This is a genomic window from Nitratireductor sp. GZWM139 (assembly GCF_030068685.1).
GTDB lineage: Bacteria > Pseudomonadota > Alphaproteobacteria > Rhizobiales > Rhizobiaceae > Nitratireductor > Nitratireductor aquimarinus.
Genome location: NZ_JAMQML010000007.1, coordinates 195925 through 213907, shown reverse-complemented (window position 1 = coordinate 213907; position 17983 = coordinate 195925). Strand labels below are relative to the sequence as shown.

Below are 17983 nucleotides of genomic sequence, written 5' to 3'. Positions count from 1 at the left end.
GGCTTTTTCTTTGAGCTGTTGCTCCTCTCTCAGGGACGGAGAAGCTTCTGCCTATTTTTCGGCTTCGACGCGCAGATGCGGAACGCCGTTGGATGTGCGTTCTCTGGAATGACCATCCGGCCCCACAATACCGCGAATGCGCCTACGGTAGTTGGAGAAGCCTTCAAACATCACCACATCGACGGGCTCGTCCAGATCGAGCACCAGCCTGAACCAGCTCGGCCCCTGCTTCATCTTGGCGATGATGCTGCCCTTGAAGGGTTGGGCCAGATAGGTCCCCTGTACGCGCATGCCAGGCTCCCACGGGTCTTCCTCACGGGCGGAAATCACCGCGCAGAACGTGTTCCAGTCGCGATAGCCATGCTGATGCGCGACCGTTTCCAGAGCCTGCGCATGAGACGTTGCACGTCCCTGGCTCTCCAGATGCGCCCGCAGTTTCTTTGCGAGCGCCTTGGCTTCCGCCATGGTCGGGATCTGGTTCATCATGCCTGCTCCGCTGCACCGGCCTGAAACAGGCCCCATTTCAGAGAGCGCGTGCGCGCCGTGCGGAAGAGAACAATCAGTGTCAGACAGAACAGGAGCAGTTCCGCAACGGGCCCGGCCATCCAGATGCCGCGCTCACCCACCATGTCGGCAAGGACAAAGGTGAGCGGGATGCCGAACAGATAGGGCTTTGACAGACCAAGCAGTGCGGCGCGACTGGCGTCGCCGATGGCCTGAAAATGCATCGCGATCATCATCAGCGGCCCGCCGGCAAAGAGCAGCGCCACCATGATCGGAAGAACGCGCTCAACCTCCGAGACCACAGCCGGATCATCAACGAAGCCTCGTCCGATGTCTGCGGCAAAGACGGTCAGCAAGAACTGGACCACCAGCGCATAGACGAAGGCCGTGACAACGGCGATGCGCAGGCTCCGGTCGGAACGCGCCCAGTCGCGCGCGCCGTAATTGTTGCCGGTGATCGTCTGCATCGCGTGGCTCAACCCCAGAAGCGGCAGGAAGCAGAAGGTCATCACCCGCGTGATGATGCCATAGGCGGACACCGTATCGCCGTAACCGGGCGCGTTCACCCATTGCAGGGCGATGATGATCGCCGCAGACCCGAGCGCCAGCCCCATGAAGTTGAGGCTCTGGGGGGCGCCGAGCGCCAGGATGCGCGTCCAGGCCGTATCGAGCCGGTGGCGCAGCAGAACGCTGGGACGCAGTTGCGTGCGTCCGCGCAGCCGAAACGCCAGAATGATGATGAAAGCCAGCGCCTGCGCCATCGCCGTGCCATAGGCGGAACCGGCAACCCCCATCTCCAGAATGGCGATGAACACATAGTTGAAACCAATATTCGCAACGGACACCAGAAGGCTCATGCCCGCCATGAGGTTGATGAGCCCCTCATTGCGCAGAGCGTCGGAATTGACCGAGAGGATGAACAGAAGCGGCGAACAGAACACCGTGATCCGCAGATAGACGAGCCCCATCTCGGCCAGAGGAACCGAGCCGCCCGCGGCAAGCAGGGCAACCGGAGCACCGAAGAGCAAGAACAGGAGGATTAGGACACCGCCCAGAAGAAGGGCGAGACCATGCGCGCCTGCGAACACCGCCTGCGCATCATCCATCGAGGATGCACCGAGGTGGCGGGCAAGCAGGCTGGACATGCCGCTTGCGACCAGCGTCGCCATTGCGACGATGAGCATGTAGACGGGAAACATCAGCGTAACGGCGGCAAGCGCATCCGGGCCGACAAAATGCCCCAGAAAGAGCGCATCGCACACGGCAAGAAGACCGTTCATCCCCATCACAAAGATGATCGGCAGCGCCGTTTTTGCGTAGATCGGCCCCAGTGGGCCTTCCGTAAATGTATTGGAGGACGTTTCAGACAAATCCCCATTCTCCTGTCGCAAAGGCCGCGCTGGAACTGGATGGGGCCCGCATTTCCATCCGCGCGACGAGCGTGGAGGACGAAGAAATCAGTCTGAGGCAGAACTTCACCGGGACATGTGTCAGCGGGCGGCGGGCGTCTGCAGCCAACCGCCATCTAGCGGGAACGATGGCAAACGTCAAGAAGCCGTTCGGTAATACGCTGTCTCGGAACACGAGCGCGCCTGATCAAACGGCAAGCGCTCGGCGTCTGTATGCGCCGTTTTCAGGCCGCGCCTGCGATGTGCCGCATAACGACTTCGGCCGCGATCTGGCCGGAGGGGCGCGGCGTTTCGAGCGCATCTGCGACCTGCTGGAACCCGTCCATCTGTGCTGCGCGCGGCGGCTTGTCCGCCCACAGCCCGGTGAGCTGACGCGCCAGATAGGACGGGCGGACATACTGGTTGAAGTGCTCCGGAACGACAGGCCAGCCGGCAATGAGATTGGGCAGCGCCGCCGACCAGACGGTGATGAGCGGGATCAGCGCCCGCGCAACAAAATCCGTTTTGTAACAAAGGATTGTCGGAACCCGTGAAAGCGCCAGTTCCAGCGACACCGTGCCCGAACAGGCAAGGGCTGCATCGGCTTCGGCGAAGGCCGCCCACTTGCGCGCAGGCTCCAGAATGATCTCCGGCTGAACGGGCCAGTCCTTCACGGCGGCTTCCACCATGGGCGCGACATGCGGCACGGTGGGCATGAGCAGGCGGAAGTCGTGTCCGGCTTCATGGAGGTGCCGCACAGTCTCTCCAAACGGCTCCAGAAGACGCGACACCTCGCCCCGGCGTGATCCGGGCAGGAGCAGCAGTTCGCGCTGCGCATAGGCAGGCTTGGCGGGTCCGGAAAGATGTGCGCTGGCGGCTGCAAGAATATCGGGGTCGGTGGCCAGACGATGTCCGACAAAGGTTCCGGGCGGACCTTTCAACCGTTCCAGCTCCGCCGGCTCGAATGGCAGCAGGCAGAGGATTTCGTCCACATGCGGGCGCATCGCGATGGCCCTGCCCGGTCGCCAGGCCCAAACGCTGGGGCAGACATAATGGATGATGGGGATGGAGGGATCGAGCGCACGGACCTTCTTCGCCACGCGCAGGCTGAACTCGGGGCTGTCGATGGTGACGAGGCAATCGGGCTTTGCCTTGACGATGGCCTGCGCTGTCTGGCCGATACGGCGCAGGAGACGCGGCAAGTCGCGCAGGATGGCGCTGACGCCCATAAGCGCTATTTCCTCGGCATTGAAGATCGGCTCCAACCCAAGCGCCATCAAATTGCGCCCGCCGACGCCGGTGAGTTCGACCTCTGCGTCGCTTTCGACCCGCAGCGCCTTGACCAGATCCGCGCCGAGCAGATCACCGGATTCCTCGCCGGCGATGATCGCCAGTTTCAATGCCCCGCCTTTCGCGTTCATGCCCGCCCCTCCGGCTCAAGGCCAACGATGAACAGGCCAAGCGCGTCGGCCCGGCCAATCGTGTCAGCATAATCTATGATCAGCGAGCGGCCCGCCTCCAGCCCCACACCGGCAAGGCCGGCTGCATGCGCCGCCTCGATGGTGTTCGGCCCGATGGTCGGCAGGTCTGCGCGTTCATCCTGATCCGGTTTCACACATTTGACCAAAGCGCCCCCGGACTTGCCTGCAAGGCGGCCATGGTTGCGCATGTCGCGCATCCGGTCCAACAGGCCGGCCGTGCCCTCAATGCCTTCCAGAGCCACAGCGCGCCCGCCGACGGCGATGGCGGCCTGTCCGATGTCGAGACCGCCGATCATGCGCGCAGCTTCATAAGCGGCGGCGAGATCCTTGCGATCCCTGGCGCCGGGCTTTGTGCGGGTCATGACACCTTCAGGCGACAAAAGCTCCGGCGCGATCTCATGCGCGCCCAGAACCCGGATGCCTTTCGATTCGATATAGGCAATCACCGCCCGCAGCAGGCCATCGTCGCCCTTGGCGTAAGCGGCGATCAGCTTCGGCAGCGCCCGGAATACGTCCCAGCCGAGCCGCACCTTGCGGATGGGCGGTCGCCGGCTGACGCCGCCGGCCAGAACCAGATGCGTCACGCCTGCGCGCTTGAGTTTTGGAAGAAAGAGCGCCAGACGCTCAACGGGCGTCGGCCAGAGATCAAATGCGCTCTGATCTTCACCGGCCACCCAGTCTGCCTCGCCTTCCATGGCGACGACGAGCGGCCTGTGGCCATTCTTCACCAGCGTGCGCACTACATCGCGTGGCAGACCGCCGCTGCCGGCGACCACGGCAACGCGGGCGCCCGCTGGCAGGACCGACTTGGGGTCAGGCTGTCTCATTTTCCTCGGCCGCGCCCTTGCCGCGCGCCGGTAGCGTGAAGTGCCGCTTGTCCTTTGCACCGACAAAGGCCACCACGTCGCCGATCAGTTCCGAATCGGGATAGGCGCGCAGAACGGCGGCAGCATTCTCTTCAAGCGAAGCGCCTTCGGCAAAGAGCATCCTGTAGGCCTTGCGCAGCGCCGAAATGTCTTCACGCGGCATGCCCGAGCGCTTGAGCCCGACCAGATTGAGGCCGCGCAGGCGCGCACGGTCGCCCACAGCCATGCCGTAGGGGATCACATCGCCGACAACGGCAGCAAAGCCGCCCAGAAAGGCGTGATGACCGATGCGCACGAACTGATGAACCGCAGCATAGCCGGAGATGATGACGTGATCGCCGATCTCGGCATGTCCGCCAAGACCGGCATAATTCGCCATGGTCACATGATTGCCCACCGCGCTGTCATGCGCGACATGGGAATAGGCCATGAAGAGGCCATGGGAACCGACCGTGGTCTTGCCACGGCTGGTGTCCGTGCCGGCGTGAAAGGTCACGCCCTCGCGCACGACGCACTGTTCGCCCACTTCAAGCGTGCTGTGACCGCCCTTGTGGCCGAAATTCTGCGGCGGAGCGCCGAGAACCGCCTGCGGATAGACCTGGCAGCCTGCGCCAAGCGTGGTGTCGCCCATGATGGTGACATGGCCGATCAGCTCCACATCGTCGTGCAGCTTCGCCTGAGCGGAAACATGGCAGAACGGGCCAATCCGCACCCCCTCGCCCAGCTCTGCGCCGGGTTCGATGATGGATGAGGGATGAATGACGGTCTCTCGGGTCATCTATTCTATATTCTTCCGTCAGCCAGCCTGTTCGACAGACATCAGTGCCGAAATCGTGGCCTCGGCAACCTTCGCCTCATCAACCTTGGCCACGCAGTCGAACTTCCAGATGCTGCCGCGCTGCTTGACCTTGGTGACGTGGATCTCCATGCGATCCCCCGGCACGACGGGCTTGCGGAACTTCGCATTGTCGATGGTCATGAAATAGACGAGAGACGGGCTCTCATCACCCGCATTGTTGATGCAGATTGCACCGGCGGTCTGCGCCATGGCCTCAACGATCAGCACGCCCGGCATGACCGGCTGCGTTGGGAAGTGACCGGTGAAGTGCGGCTCATTGGCCGTCACGTTCTTGATGCCGATGGCAGAGCGGTCGCCGTCAATCTCGATGATCTTGTCGACCAGCAGGAACGGATAGCGATGCGGCAGCAACCGCATCAGGTCCATGATGTCGAGGCTTTCAAGCGTGGTCGAAGCGGAGTCAGTCATCCCCATCCCTCTGTTTCTTCTTCCTTCCACCAACAAGACCGCGCAGCGCGGCCAGTTCGCGGAAAGCTTCCCGCATCGGCTGCGCCGGCGAGCCAGCCCAGCGTTCTCCCGGCGGCACGTCATTCATGACGCCGCTGGAAGCCGCAAGCTGCGCGCCTGAGCCGATGGTAATGTGATCCGCGATGCCGACACGTCCGCCGAGCATCACGAAATCGCCAAGTGTGACAGAACCGGACAGCCCGCAATGGCCTGCAACGATGCATCCCCGGCCAAGGCGGACATTGTGCGCGATCTGCACGAGATTATCGATCTTGGAGCCCTGCCCGATGATCGTGTCGACCAGCGCGCCACGGTCGACTGTGGTGTTTGCGCCGATCTCCACATCGTCCTGAATGACGACGCGTCCGATCTGGGGCAGTTTTTCGAGCCCGGTGGGGCCTGGAAGATAGCCGAACCCATCCTGACCGATGCGCACACCGGCGTGAATGATCACGCGGTCGCCGACCATCGCGCACTGAATGGTGGCGCCGGGGCCGATATAGCTTTCGCGTCCGATTCGCGTGCCCGCTCCAATCACCGCATTGGGGGCGATGATCGTACCGCTGCCGATATGCACGCCCGAGCCGATCACGGCTCCCGGCTCGATGGTGACATCGTCTTCAAGAATTGCGTCGGAGGCCACGCTTGCACGGGCGGAGACACCGGTTTCGCCGGTCATCGAGCCCGGGCGCATGGCCTGAGGGAAAAGAAGGCGTGTTATCTGCGCGAAAGCGGCCTGCGGTTTGTCGACCACGAGGACGGCAACACCTTCGGGAACATGGCCCGCGATCTCATCCCTGCACAGAACGGCGGAAGCCGTTGTGCCCTTTGCCAGATCGGCGTTGCGCTTTCCTTCAACGAAAACAAGCGTTCCGGCACCGCCCTCAGAGGCTGCGGCAACGCTTTCAATAACAATCCCGGCATGCTCTGCATGCGTGAGATTCGCTCCCGTCAGCGAGGCGATCTCGCCTGCCGTTATGCGGCGCGCGGGAGCAAAGAATTCAGGATCCTTCATGGAAACCTTTCGCCCGGGCCACCGGGGCCCGGGCTAAACAGGGTGTGCCAGAAAACGTCAACCGGTTAGAAGCGGGTCGAAATACCGAAGTTGAAGTTCTGCACGTCGTCTGTGTCTTCTTTCAAGATCGGGTATGCGTAATCGACACGCAGCGGACCGAAGGGCGAAGCCCAGATCAGACCGGCACCGACCGAAGCGCGCCACTGCAGATCCGTTCCGATGGCGCCTGCGATATCGCTGCCATAGAGCGTTGCCGCATCAGCAAAGACCGCGCCGCGAAGACCAAAGCTCTCCGGCAGGACCGGGAACGGGAACTGCGCTTCTGCCGAAGCGTTGAAGTAGGTCTTGCCGCCGATGTGGTCGATGCCGCCACCCGAAGCGTTCTGGTACGGGCCGATGCCGTTGTAATCGAAGCCACGAATGATGCGGTCGCTACTCGAGAAGTGGTCGAACACGCGCAGATCGCCATCCAGAGCCTGGATGTGACCGGCGCCAACCGTGAACAGGCCGACGAGATCGAGTTCTTCGGACAGCGTCTGGTAGTAGGTGCCGCGCGCCGTCGCCTTCACGAACTTCGCATCGCCACCGAGACCGGCAACCTCAAGCGTGAGGTTCGCATAAAGGCCCGAATGCGGGTTCTTCATGTCGTCGATCGTGTTGTAGACCAGCGAGCCGCTAACCGAGGACTTGATCCACTTGCCGTCGTCAATGGCGTCCTTGATGGCAGGAGCCAGGTTACAACTGGCAAACGCTGGGACACTGGGATCCGAACAATTGCCGATACCCGTGTACTCCTCCTGGGAGAAGTTGTAGGCGAGCTGCGAAGACAGGGCTTCCGTGATCGGCAGACCGAAGCGGATCGTCGCACCGGTGGTGTCGCGATCATACTTGTCGTCGAACTTGCGGGTGCGGCGGTAGACGTCGAAACCAGCCGAAATCCGGCGACCGAGGAAATACGGCTCGGTGAAGGAGAACGAGTAGTCGCGCGAGTCCTTGCCACCGCCGGCCGCGATGCGGACGAACTGGCCACGACCGAGGAAGTTGCGCTCGGTGACGGAGCCTTCAACGGAGAAGCCGCCGCTGCTGCTGTCGCCACCAGCCGTCGAGTAACCGGCGCCGATGGAGAACTCACCGGTCGACTTCTCAACCACATCAACGACCAGAATGACCTGATCGGGCTGCGAACCCGGAACCGTCGAGATGTTGACGGTCTGGAAGAAGTTGAGGCCTTCGAGGCGACGCTTTGCGCGCTGCACGAGCACCTGATTGAAGGCGTCGCCCTCGCTCAGATCGAACTCGCGACGGATCACGTAGTCACGCGTGCGCTGGTTGCCGCGGATCTCGATGCGCTGAATGTAAGCGCGCGGACCTTCGTCGATCGAGTACACGACATCGATCTCGCGGGTCTCGAAATTGCGGTTGCCGCGCGGCGTCACCTGGGCGAAGGCATAGCCTTTGCCAGCCACATTCTCGGTCAGCGCAATGATGGAGTCTTCAACGTTCTTGGCGCTGTAGACATTGCCCTGACGGGTCTTGATCTCTGCATTGAGAGCGTCCGTGTCGATACCGGTGACCGTGCTCTCGACGCCGATATTGCCGAAGCGATAGCGCTCGCCCTCGTCCACGGTGAAGGTCACCGTGTAGGCGTTCTCGACTTCGTCTAAGTCGGCGGTCGCCGAGATCACGCGGAAATCCGCATAACCACGGTTGTAGTAGAAACGGCGCAGCGTCTCTTCATCCGCGCGCAGACGATTGTCGTCATAGATGTCGTCGCGCATCAGGAAGGAGAGGAAGTTCGACTGCTTGGTCGAAATCACGTCGCGCAGACGGCCATTGCCGAAAGCTTCGTTGCCAACGAAGTTGATCGCGGCGATCTTCGTGCGGCCACCTTCCTGAACTTCGAAGATGACGTTGACGCGACCGTCGTCAAGCGCCTGCGTGCGGCCGGTAACGGTTGCGTCGTCGCGACCGATGCGGCGATAGGCTTCCCGAATCGTCTCCTCATCAGCCTGGAGCGACTGGTTGGAGAAGGACTTGCGAGGCTGCAGCTGAACAGCGCGCGCCAGATTCGCGTCCTTGATCTTCTTGTTGCCCTGGAAAATGACCTGGTTGACGATCGAATACTCGTCAACGGTCACGATCAGCGCGCCGCCGGACTGGCTGATCGACACGTCGGCAAACAGGCCGGTTGCGAACAGGCGCTTGACGGCCTCGTTCACATCATCGTTCGAGAAAGAGCGCCCCGGACGAATGTCGATATAGTTGCGAATGGTCTCGTCTTCGACGCGGCGGTTTCCACGCACCTCGATACGGCTGACCGTCGCGGCCTCGGCCGCTTCCATGGCGGCGAGCTGGACGGCAACCGTCCCCGTCATCGCCAACCCCGCCGAAAGGGCTACTGCCGAAACGGCGTTCTTAAAGCTAGAAGATGCCTTCATTGGGCCTGAAAACCTCTATTCTCTTTGTCCCCGCAGCGAGAAATAGGAACAATCTAAAAAAGCAGCTATCGTAATAGCCAGATTTTCCCTACACGCAAGCCTTCTGGTTAATTTGCGTTTACGAACCACCGCTTAGTGGCATTCGCGTCACGCGAAATTCAAAGCCATGGTAAATATCGTCTCAATTTTTACACATTCCGCCTTCCCGATCCTCCCTCAGCATCCGAACAGGTCGTTCCAGAAAACGAATCCCATGAATGCGAGAACGGCGAACAAGCCGACGCGGTAAACCGCATCCATGACCCTCTCGGACACAGGACGACGCATTACAGCTTCTATGGCGTAGAACACCAGATGCCCGCCATCAAGGGGGGGAATGGGCAAAAGATTAAGAACACCGATACCGACTGACAATAATGCAACAAGTTGTACGAGCCATTCGAAGCCGAGCTGGGCCGCCTTGCCGGCCATATCGGCGATCTTCACCGGGCCACCAAGCTGACACCTGTCCTCACGCCCTGCGACAAAGCGTTTTAGAAACTGGCCGGTGCGATAGATCACATAGCCGGTTTCCTTGACCGCCTCGCCCAGCGCATCCAGCGGGCCATACTCAACCAGTCGCGGCTGGCCCATTTCCTCATCATTGACGACGCCGATGATTCCGATCTTCACCGTGTTGCCGAGCGCATCCTTCTGCTCGACCATTTCGGGCGTCGCCTTGAGCTCCAGCTCTTCATCACCACGACGCACCACGAAGGAGAGTTCGTCGCCCGACCGCCCGGACACGAGACGCTGCACATCGCCAAAGCTGCGCACCTGCGATCCATCGACGGAAACGAAGCGGTCGCCCGGTTCGAAACCGGCAATGGCGGCCGGCGTGTCGGGCCGAACCTCGGCCACCATCGGCTCCATCACATAACGCCCGAAACCGGCGAACATCACCGCGAAAACCGCAATGGTGAGAAGGAAGTTGAACAGCGGGCCGGCAAAAACCGTGGCCGCGCGCTTCCAGACCGGCTGGGTATGGAAGGCGACGCGCAGCTCTTCGGGCGACAGGCGCTCCGTCGATTCGGGATCGGGTGTACTGGTCACCGACATGTCGCCGGTGAACTTCACATAGCCGCCGAGCGGAATGGCCGACAGCTTCCAGCGTGTGCCATGCCTGTCGTTGAAGCCGAAGAGTTCCGGCCCGAAACCGATCGAGAACGCCTTCACGCCAATGCCGCACCAGCGCCCCACCAGATAGTGCCCCATCTCGTGCACGAACACGACAACGGTCAGGACGAAGAGAAACGGCACGATGGTGCCGATCAGCAATCCGTCCGTGCTGAATATGGTGCTGAAAAAATCGGTCACGGTTGTTCCACTCGATTACGGTTTGCATCAGCGCCTCGATCCGAAATGTCTGCATGACTTTCAGAACGTCAGCTGCACTGTTCCAATAAGCTGCTGCTTAACAGCCTGCGGGATTCCGTCGACGCTGTACGGCGAATCCCGGAATTCGACACTTCAATGCCATTCCGGCATGGCGAAGGCAAACGCCCTCAGCCCCTAGAACCGGAAAAAGGCGTGAGCCGGCATCTCCGGACTGCCGAGCAGCGCCGCCACGAGATATAGGGCGAGCGCTGCCGCCATCAGCCCGTCGACACGATCCATGACCCCGCCATGGCCGGGAATGAGATTGCTCGAATCCTTCACGCCGCTGCGGCGCTTCAGGGCTGATTCGAACAGATCGCCCAGCTGCGAGATGACAGAGAGAACAAGCGCGATGAGCGCCAGCAGAACCACGCCATGGACGGTGCTTTCATGCATGGCGAAAGCCGCGCCTGCGACAACCGCAAAGGCCGCGCCGCCAATCGCGCCGCTCCACGTCTTGCCGGGAGAAATCGAAGGCGCAAGCTTCGGTCCGCCCAGACTGCGGCCGGTAAAATAGGCCATAATGTCCGAGGTCCAGACCACGGCGAACAGAAACAGGATTGCCAGGAAACCGGACTGGTCGTCCGCCCGCAAATGCACCAGGGCGATTGCGGGTGCTGCGGCGTAAGCGACGCCGGCCGTGGTTCCGAGCCCCTCGCCCGACGCCCATCCATGAAGCGCAAGCACGACAAGAATACCGGCCAGCGCCAGAAAAACCGCGCCCGCTGAAAGGCCGAGTATCATCATTGCCATCACCACCGCCAGAAGTGCGATGGCGATGGTCGCGTGAACGCCGGTCTTCGAGCCGGGTCGCATCGCGAGCCATTCATAAAGGATCGCGCCGGCCATGACCGCCGCCATGAGACGGAACGGCAGGCCACCCAGATAGGTGATCAGAAGGACGACGCTTCCAAGAACGAGCGCTGAAACGGCCCGCACCTGAAGATTGCTGCGCGGGCGCCGTGTCGGCCCGCCTTCATCGCCGGGCTTGCTCATAGAGCCGCTTCGCGTGCTCCAACACCGCCGAAGCGGCGCTCGCGCGCGTTGAACGTGGCCAGAGCCGTCTCCAGCTCGCATCGGCCGAAATCCGGCCAGTGGCACGGCAGGAAGACGAATTCCGCATAGGCTGCCTGCCACAGAAGGAAATTCGACAGGCGCTGCTCGCCGCTTGTGCGGATAATCAGGTCGGGATCGGGAATACCGGCGGTATCGAGACGGTTTCCGAAACCATCGATATCGATGTCGTCGGCGGTGATCTTTCCCGCCTGCACATCGGCGAAGAGCGATTTGGCAGCGCGCACGATCTCGTCACGCGCACCATAGTTGAAGGCGATCACCAGATTCATGCTGGTGTTTTCCGCCGTCAGGTTTTCCGCTTCAAGCAGAAGGGACTTGATGTCCTTCTCGAGGTTTTCGCGGTCGCCGATAATGCGAACGCGAACCCCGTTCTGGTGCAGTTCCGCAAGATCGCGCCTGATGAACAGGCGCAGGAGGCCCATGAGGTCATTCACCTCGGAGCGCGGTCTGGACCAGTTTTCGGAGGAGAAGGCGTAAACGGTCAGCCAGTTGATGCCCAGCTCACCGGCAGAGCGCACCGCTTTGCGCAGCGCCTCCACACCGGCGCGGTGGCCGGCACGGCGTGGCAAGCCGCGCGCTTCCGCCCAGCGACCGTTGCCGTCCATGATGATCGCCACATGCGCCGGCTTCACGTATCTGCCTCCCCTCGCGTTCGAGCAGCCCTGGGGCTGGTAGAGCATCGGACCGAAACGGGAATCCGGTTTTCGATTGTTCCGATGCTCCATCGATGGTCTGGATCGTCCCCTATGCGTCCCGATGGACGCAGGGCGACCTAGACGTGCATGATCTCGGCTTCTTTCTCGGTCAGGAGCTTGTCCATGACGGTGATGGTCTCATCCGTCATCTTCTGCACCTGTTCGGACTGCGTGTGCAGTTCGTCCTGGCTTATGTCGCCATCCTTTTCGGCCTTTTTGAGATGCTCCATGCCGTCGCGGCGCACGTGGCGCGCGGCAACCTTGGCGCCCTCGGCGTACTGATGGGCGATCTTCACGAGTTCCTTGCGCCGCTCTTCATTGAGCTCTGGCAGCGGAATGCGCAGGGTCGAGCCGTCCATGATCGGGTTGAACCCGAGATTCGATTCGCGGATCGCGCGGTCCACGGCATTGACCATGCTCTGGTCCCACACCGACACGGAGATCATGCGGGGTTCGGGCACGGACACCGTGGCCACCTGGTTGATCGGCATGGGCGTGCCATAAGCCTCCACCTGGATCGGGTCCAGAAGGTTGGCAGAAGCACGGCCCGTACGAAGCGAAGCAAGATCGTGCTGAAACGCACTGACTGCCCCTTCCATACGTCGCTTCAGATCTTTGAAATCAACGCCGTCGGCCATTCTTAAATCTCCTTACGCACCGGCACGCTGTTCGGTATCGGCGTCATCGGACACGATGGTGCAATGTCCGCCGCCTTTCAAGATGGCGTTAAATCCGCCCTCTTCATGAATCGAGAAAACGATTATCGGAATGTGGTTCTCGCGCGCAAGAGCAATCGCAGCGGTATCCATAATCGCCAGCCCGTCACGTATAACTTGTGCATGGCTGAGAGTGTCAAAGCGCGTGGCGTCCGGGTCCTTGCGGGGGTCGGCGGAATAGACGCCATCCACCTGCGTGCCCTTGAACAGCGCGTCCGCGCCGATTTCCGCAGCCCTCAGAGCGGCGGCCGAGTCGGTCGTGAAGAACGGGTTGCCCGTGCCACCGGCGAAGATGACCACCTTGCCTGCGTCCATGTAACTCATCGCCTGACGCTGGGAGAAGCTTTCGCACAGCTCCGGCATCGCAATGGCCGACATGACCACCGCATCAACGCCCATCTTGACGAGCGAGGTGCGCAGGGCGAGCGAATTGATGACCGTGGCGAGCATGCCCATATGGTCGCCCGTCACACGGTCGCCGCCCTTCGAGGCAACGGCCACACCGCGGAAGATGTTGCCGCCGCCGATGACAACGCCAACCTCGACGCCGATCTTGCGCGCCTCGACGATATCGCGGGCAATCCGGTCGACCACCGAAACATCGATACCGAATCCCTGCTCGCCCATCAAAGCTTCGCCGGATGCCTTAAGGACAACGCGCCGGTAGCGTGCTTCGCTCATCTTCATAGTCTCCAAATTTGCCCCTGCGTTACACGAAGGGCGCCGCGTTGTCACGCGGCGCCCTTTATCATCAAGCAGTTATACAACCAGTCTTACGACTTGGCGGCTGCCGCAACCTCGGCTGCGAAATCGCTCTCTTCGCGCTCGATGCCTTCGCCAAGAGCGAAGCGGACGAAGCTGACGATTTTCGCCGGTGCGCCGATTTCCTTCTCGGCTTCGGCAAGCGCCTTCTCGACCGAGAGATCCGGGTTCATGACGAAAGCCTGCTTCAGGAGGACAACCTCCTCGTAGAACTTGCGCATGCGGCCTTCGACCATCTTCTCGATGATGTTCTCGGGCTTGCCGGACTGGCGTGCCTGGTCGGAGAAGATGTCCTTCTCGCGCGCTGCGGCAACCGGGTCGACATCGGCCTCGGTCAGAGCCAGCGGGTTGGTCGCGGCAACATGCATGGCGACCTGACGGCCGAATGCACGGGCAGCTTCCGCATTGCCGGTGGTCTCGATGGCGACCAGAACGCCAAGCTTGCCAAGACCGTCGGTCACGGCGTTGTGGATGTAGCTGGCAACCGCACCGTTCTCGACGGAAAGCTTCGCCGAACGACGCAGCGACATGTTCTCGCCGATCGTGCCGATCGCGTCCTTGACGGTGTCTTCAACCGACTTGCCGGTTTCCGGGTAGGTCGCAGCAGCAACGGCCTCGATGGAGCCATCGGTGCCCAGTGCAACGGTTGCGATGTTGCTGACGAGCGACTGGAACGCGTCGTTGCGCGCAACGAAGTCGGTCTCGGAGTTCACTTCGACGACAACGGCGCTGTTTGCGTCGCCTGCAACGCCGACCAGACCTTCAGCAGCCGTACGGCCGGCCTTCTTGTCAGCCTTGGCGATGCCCTTCTTGCGCAGCCAGTCCATGGCTGCTTCCATGTCACCGTCGTTTTCCTTCAGGGCCGTCTTGCAGTCCATCATGCCTGCGCCGCTTTTCTCGCGCAGTTCCTTGACCTGTGCAGCTGTAATGCTCATCGTCGCCTCTTCATCAATATTCTAACAAAAACGGCCGCGTAGCTGGTCGTCTGCCGCGCGGCCGTCGCGGGGCCATAAGCCCCACATTTTCGGAACGGCGCTTGTTAGGCGTCCTTGTTTTCGCCCTCGGCGGCATCGTTCAATGCAGCCTCTTCCGGCGCATCGACCGCTTCGCCAATGTCGAAGCCGAGTGCACCCTGCTGACGCTCGATGCCGTCGATTGCGGCCTTCGCGATGAGGTCGCAGTAAAGTGCGAGTGCGCGTGCGGCATCGTCATTGCCCGGGATCGGGTAGTCGACAACGTCCGGATCACAGTTGGAGTCGACGATTGCGACAACCGGAATGCCAAGGCGCTTGGCTTCCTGAACGGCAATCGCTTCCTTGTTGGTGTCGATCACGAACATCAGGTCCGGCGTGGAACCCATGTCGCGAATGCCGCCCAGCGCGCGGTCGAGTTTCTCGCGCTCGCGCTCAAGGTTCAGGCGCTCCTTCTTGGTGAAGCCCTGTGCTTCCGAAGCGAGCAGCTCGTCGAGCTTGCGCAGACGCTGGATGGAATGAGAGATCGTTTTCCAGTTGGTCAGCATGCCGCCGAGCCAGCGTGCGTTCACATAGTACTGAGCCGAGCGCTTGGCCGAGTCGGCAACGATCTCGGAAGCCTGGCGCTTGGTGCCGACGAACAGGATGCGGCCGCCCTTGGCCACCGTGTCGGACACGGCCTTCAGCGCCTGGTGCATCAGCGGCACGGTCTGGCTGAGGTCGATGATGTGAACGTTGTTGCGGGCGCCAAAGATGTAGTTGGACATCTTCGGGTTCCAGCGGTGGGTCTGGTGACCAAAGTGAACACCAGCTTCGAGAAGCTGGCGCATGCTGATATCGGGCAGTGCCATTCTTTTTCCTTTCCGGTTGAACCTCCACGGACCGTCAGGCGGAAACCGCCACCGGGGGCGCCGACCGGATTTCTCCCGACCGGAACCAAGATCCGTGTGTGGAATGCGCGCGCATATACGAACTAATCGCGCACAATGCAAGCGTTAGGCCGGCAAAAGCGCCTATTGAGCGCAGTCTGCCTCTTCTTCGGCCGTATCGAACAGGGTGAGGTCGACAAGCTGACCGCGAATCGAAAACTCGCCATAGTTCATGTCGAGGCTGCGCGTGACGCCGCTTTCATGCAGCAGGAAACCGATATCGTAGTCGGGCAGCGTCTCGCCCCGCTCATTGCCGGGGTCGAAATAGGCGATGCTCACGGGCCAGTAGGACTGGTTGTCGAGCGGCGCTGCCGCGTCCTTCTCGGCATCGCCCTCCTCCATCGGCTTTGGCTGGCCGATGGTGACCGACGTCATCATGACCCGGTCGGCATCTTCGGAACTGTCATAGAGTGTCGTCTGATAAAAGCCGCCGCCGGCAGCCGCCTTCTCCAGCACTTCAATCATGTGCTGAACCGGGAACTGCGTCGCCTCCAGCGTTTCGCTGCGCCGCTCTGGCTTTGACAGTTCGACCAGGGTTTCATCGCCTTCCAGCCGGGCGACGCCCTTCACCTCGCGGTCGAGCATGTTGTCCAGATACATCTTGTTGACGAACTGGAAGACCTCGCCCTTTCCATCCTCATAGGTGGTGGTCTGCTGATCGGAAAGCCGCGATGCCTCATCCGTCTCGAGCCGCATGACGAAGCGGAACGTCGTCGTGTAGCCCTCGCAGGCCGAGCCGGCGAACTCATAGACCATACGCCCCGATATGCCGTTGATGCCCGAGCGGTCGCTCGCCTGTTCCAGCGAGAGATCATAGACCGCCCGATGGGGGAGCAGGTTGGGCTCGGCCGCCGCTGCACTGATCGCGGCGCTCGAAACGGCGGTGAGTGCCAAGGCAAATAAGCGCGATGCGCGCATGTACGACCTCCCGGTATTCGGCATTGTCGCGGTCGGAGAGTGGATTGACCGCCTGGAGCGTTATCGTTTGGACAAGAGTCGTGGCGGAAGCGAGGCAAATATGCAACCTCTCGCCTTGCGGCGCTTTCCCCATCAACGGCGGATTCGATTGCGTAACTGTCACGAGTGACGTTTAGATCTGCCGACAGTGCGGAGCCCGCTCTGTTTGAATTCAAAAAATGCCGGGAGACAATCATGGCAAGCGAGATCGAGAAAAGACTGTTGGAGCTGGGTGTGGAACTGCCCGAGGCGGCAGCCCCCGTGGCGAACTATGTGCCTTACGTCCAGACCGGCTCCCTGCTGATGACCTCCGGCCAGCTGCCCGTAAAGGACGGCAAGCTGATGGCGATGGGCCTTCTGGGCCGCGAGCTCGGCGTTGAGGCCGGCAAGCTTGCCGCCAAATGGTGCACCGTCAACATTCTCGCCCAGGCGCGCGCCGCGCTCGGCGATCTGGAGCGCATCAAGCGCGTTGTGCGCATTTCCGTCTTCGTGGCTTCCACGCCCGACTTCACCGACCAGCATCTCGTCGCCAATGGCGCATCGGATTTCCTCGTCGCCGCTCTGGGCGACCGTGGCCGTCACGCCCGCGCAGCCGTCGGCATGGCCTCCCTGCCGATGAATGCGCCCGTCGAGATCGACGCCGTCATCGAGGTCGCTGAATAATGAGTACGCTTTCCTGGCTGACCGAGCGGCCGATTGCCCATCGCGGTCTGCACGACATGAACAATGTGCGCTGGGAGAACACCCTCCCCGCGTTTCAGGCGGCCATCGATGGCGGCTTCTCCATCGAGTGCGATCTCCATCTTTCCTCCGATGGCGTTCCGATGGTCTTTCACGATCACGCGCTGCGCCGTCTCACCGGTCAGGAAGGCACCATTGCAGAGAAAACGGCCGCCGAAATGGGCGCAATGCCCATCGGCGGCACGTCGGACTGCGCTCCGACGCTTCGCGAAATGCTCGATCTGGTCGCCGGCCAGGTGCCGCTGGTGATCGAGCTCAAGGGCTCGGAAGGGCATGACGACGCGCTTGTCGGGATAGTCGTGGAGACGCTTCAGGACTATTCCGGAAAAGTGGTGCTGATGTCGTTCTCGCACCGTCTTGTCCGGCAATTGGCCAAATTCGCGCCGGACATTCCGCGCGGACTGACGGCCGAAGGGCTTTCGCCCGAAGCCATGGAGGCGCATTTCTCCATGCTGGCGCACGATCTGTCCTTCGTGTCCTATGCGGTGAAGGAACTGCCGAACCCGTTCGTCAGTTTTGTGCGCGAGCGCCTTTCGCTGCCCGTCATTACCTGGACGGTGCAGGATCAGGAAGCCGTTGACCGCACCTTCCGGCATGCCGACCAGATGACGTTTGAGGGTTTCACGCCCTGAAGCACCGGACCCGAAGGGAGTTTCCGCCTTTTGGGCAATGCCGCTGCTCCATCCACATGCCCTCAAGGGGCATTGCCCCTTGAAGCGCC

18 protein-coding genes are annotated in these 17983 nt (G+C 61.5%); 2 read left to right on the top strand and 16 right to left on the bottom strand.

All coding sequences use genetic code 11. The features are described 5' to 3' along the window. Nucleotides 1-51 precede the first annotated feature (51 nt). The 16 genes from NDI72_RS11130 to NDI72_RS11055 form a co-directional block, all read right to left on the bottom strand. A complete protein-coding gene (locus tag NDI72_RS11130) occupies nt 52-486 on the bottom strand; it encodes a glyoxalase superfamily protein (protein WP_283800491.1) in 435 nt (144 codons plus the stop codon). Beyond that, nucleotides 483-1874, bottom strand: a complete 1392-nt coding sequence (locus tag NDI72_RS11125) for an MATE family efflux transporter (protein ID WP_283800490.1) — start codon at nt 1872-1874, stop codon at nt 483-485. Before NDI72_RS11125 ends, NDI72_RS11130 begins: the two co-directional genes overlap by 4 nt. Before the next feature lie 263 nt (nt 1875-2137). Then, on the bottom strand, nt 2138-3313 hold the full coding sequence (lpxB, locus tag NDI72_RS11120; RefSeq protein ID WP_283800489.1) for a lipid-A-disaccharide synthase: 1176 nt from the start codon (nt 3311-3313) through the stop codon (nt 2138-2140). Next, a complete protein-coding gene (locus NDI72_RS11115; protein ID WP_283800488.1) occupies nt 3310-4200 on the bottom strand; it encodes an LpxI family protein in 891 nt (296 codons plus the stop codon). The genes lpxB and NDI72_RS11115 overlap by 4 nt, the downstream gene beginning before the upstream one ends. Then, nucleotides 4187-5017, bottom strand: a complete 831-nt coding sequence (gene lpxA / locus NDI72_RS11110) for an acyl-ACP--UDP-N-acetylglucosamine O-acyltransferase (protein ID WP_206547604.1) — start codon at nt 5015-5017, stop codon at nt 4187-4189. Before lpxA ends, NDI72_RS11115 begins: the two co-directional genes overlap by 14 nt. A gap of 18 nt (nt 5018-5035) precedes the next feature. Further along, nucleotides 5036-5506 (bottom strand): 3-hydroxyacyl-ACP dehydratase FabZ, encoded by a 471-nt coding sequence (gene fabZ, locus NDI72_RS11105; protein WP_113155145.1) that lies wholly within the window; start codon nt 5504-5506, stop codon nt 5036-5038. Beyond that, the gene (lpxD, locus tag NDI72_RS11100) at nt 5499-6560 is read right to left on the bottom strand and encodes a UDP-3-O-(3-hydroxymyristoyl)glucosamine N-acyltransferase (RefSeq protein WP_113155144.1); all 1062 of its coding nucleotides are present in this window, start codon (nt 6558-6560) and stop codon (nt 5499-5501) included. Before lpxD ends, fabZ begins: the two co-directional genes overlap by 8 nt. 65 nt (nt 6561-6625) lie before the next feature. Continuing rightward, nucleotides 6626-8998: an outer membrane protein assembly factor BamA gene (gene bamA, locus NDI72_RS11095; RefSeq protein ID WP_283800487.1), complete on the bottom strand. Its 2373-nt coding sequence runs from the start codon at nt 8996-8998 to the stop codon at nt 6626-6628. A 216-nt stretch (nt 8999-9214) separates the two neighbouring features. After that, on the bottom strand, nt 9215-10354 hold the full coding sequence (gene rseP, locus NDI72_RS11090) for an RIP metalloprotease RseP (protein WP_206547606.1): 1140 nt from the start codon (nt 10352-10354) through the stop codon (nt 9215-9217). A gap of 195 nt (nt 10355-10549) precedes the next feature. Further along, a complete protein-coding gene (locus NDI72_RS11085) occupies nt 10550-11410 on the bottom strand; it encodes a phosphatidate cytidylyltransferase (protein ID WP_206545349.1) in 861 nt (286 codons plus the stop codon). Continuing rightward, nucleotides 11407-12171 (bottom strand): isoprenyl transferase, encoded by a 765-nt coding sequence (locus NDI72_RS11080; protein ID WP_113155140.1) that lies wholly within the window; start codon nt 12169-12171, stop codon nt 11407-11409. The genes NDI72_RS11085 and NDI72_RS11080 overlap by 4 nt, the downstream gene beginning before the upstream one ends. A gap of 92 nt (nt 12172-12263) precedes the next feature. Next, a complete protein-coding gene (gene frr / locus NDI72_RS11075) occupies nt 12264-12824 on the bottom strand; it encodes a ribosome recycling factor (RefSeq protein WP_113155139.1) in 561 nt (186 codons plus the stop codon). Between the two features lie 12 nt (nt 12825-12836). Then, nucleotides 12837-13583, bottom strand: a complete 747-nt coding sequence (gene pyrH / locus NDI72_RS11070) for a UMP kinase (protein ID WP_113156292.1) — start codon at nt 13581-13583, stop codon at nt 12837-12839. Nucleotides 13584-13675: 92 nt separating this feature from the next. Next, the gene (gene tsf, locus NDI72_RS11065; protein WP_206545350.1) at nt 13676-14599 is read right to left on the bottom strand and encodes a translation elongation factor Ts; all 924 of its coding nucleotides are present in this window, start codon (nt 14597-14599) and stop codon (nt 13676-13678) included. 104 nt (nt 14600-14703) lie between these two features. Next, nucleotides 14704-15486 (bottom strand): 30S ribosomal protein S2, encoded by a 783-nt coding sequence (gene rpsB, locus NDI72_RS11060; RefSeq protein ID WP_113155137.1) that lies wholly within the window; start codon nt 15484-15486, stop codon nt 14704-14706. Between the two features lie 162 nt (nt 15487-15648). Continuing rightward, nucleotides 15649-16482: a cell envelope integrity EipB family protein gene (locus NDI72_RS11055; RefSeq protein ID WP_283800486.1), complete on the bottom strand. Its 834-nt coding sequence runs from the start codon at nt 16480-16482 to the stop codon at nt 15649-15651. Nucleotides 16483-16716: 234 nt separating this feature from the next. Between NDI72_RS11055 and NDI72_RS11050 the strand changes: the two genes are divergently transcribed. Then, nucleotides 16717-17184 carry a RidA family protein gene (locus NDI72_RS11050; protein ID WP_113155135.1) on the top strand — a complete coding sequence of 156 codons (468 nt, stop codon included), beginning with the start codon at nt 16717-16719 and terminating at the stop codon, nt 17182-17184. Further along, complete coding sequence (locus tag NDI72_RS11045) at nt 17184-17894, top strand: glycerophosphodiester phosphodiesterase (RefSeq protein ID WP_283800485.1); 711 nt, start codon at nt 17184-17186, stop codon at nt 17892-17894. The genes NDI72_RS11050 and NDI72_RS11045 overlap by 1 nt, the downstream gene beginning before the upstream one ends. Nucleotides 17895-17983 lie beyond the last annotated feature (89 nt).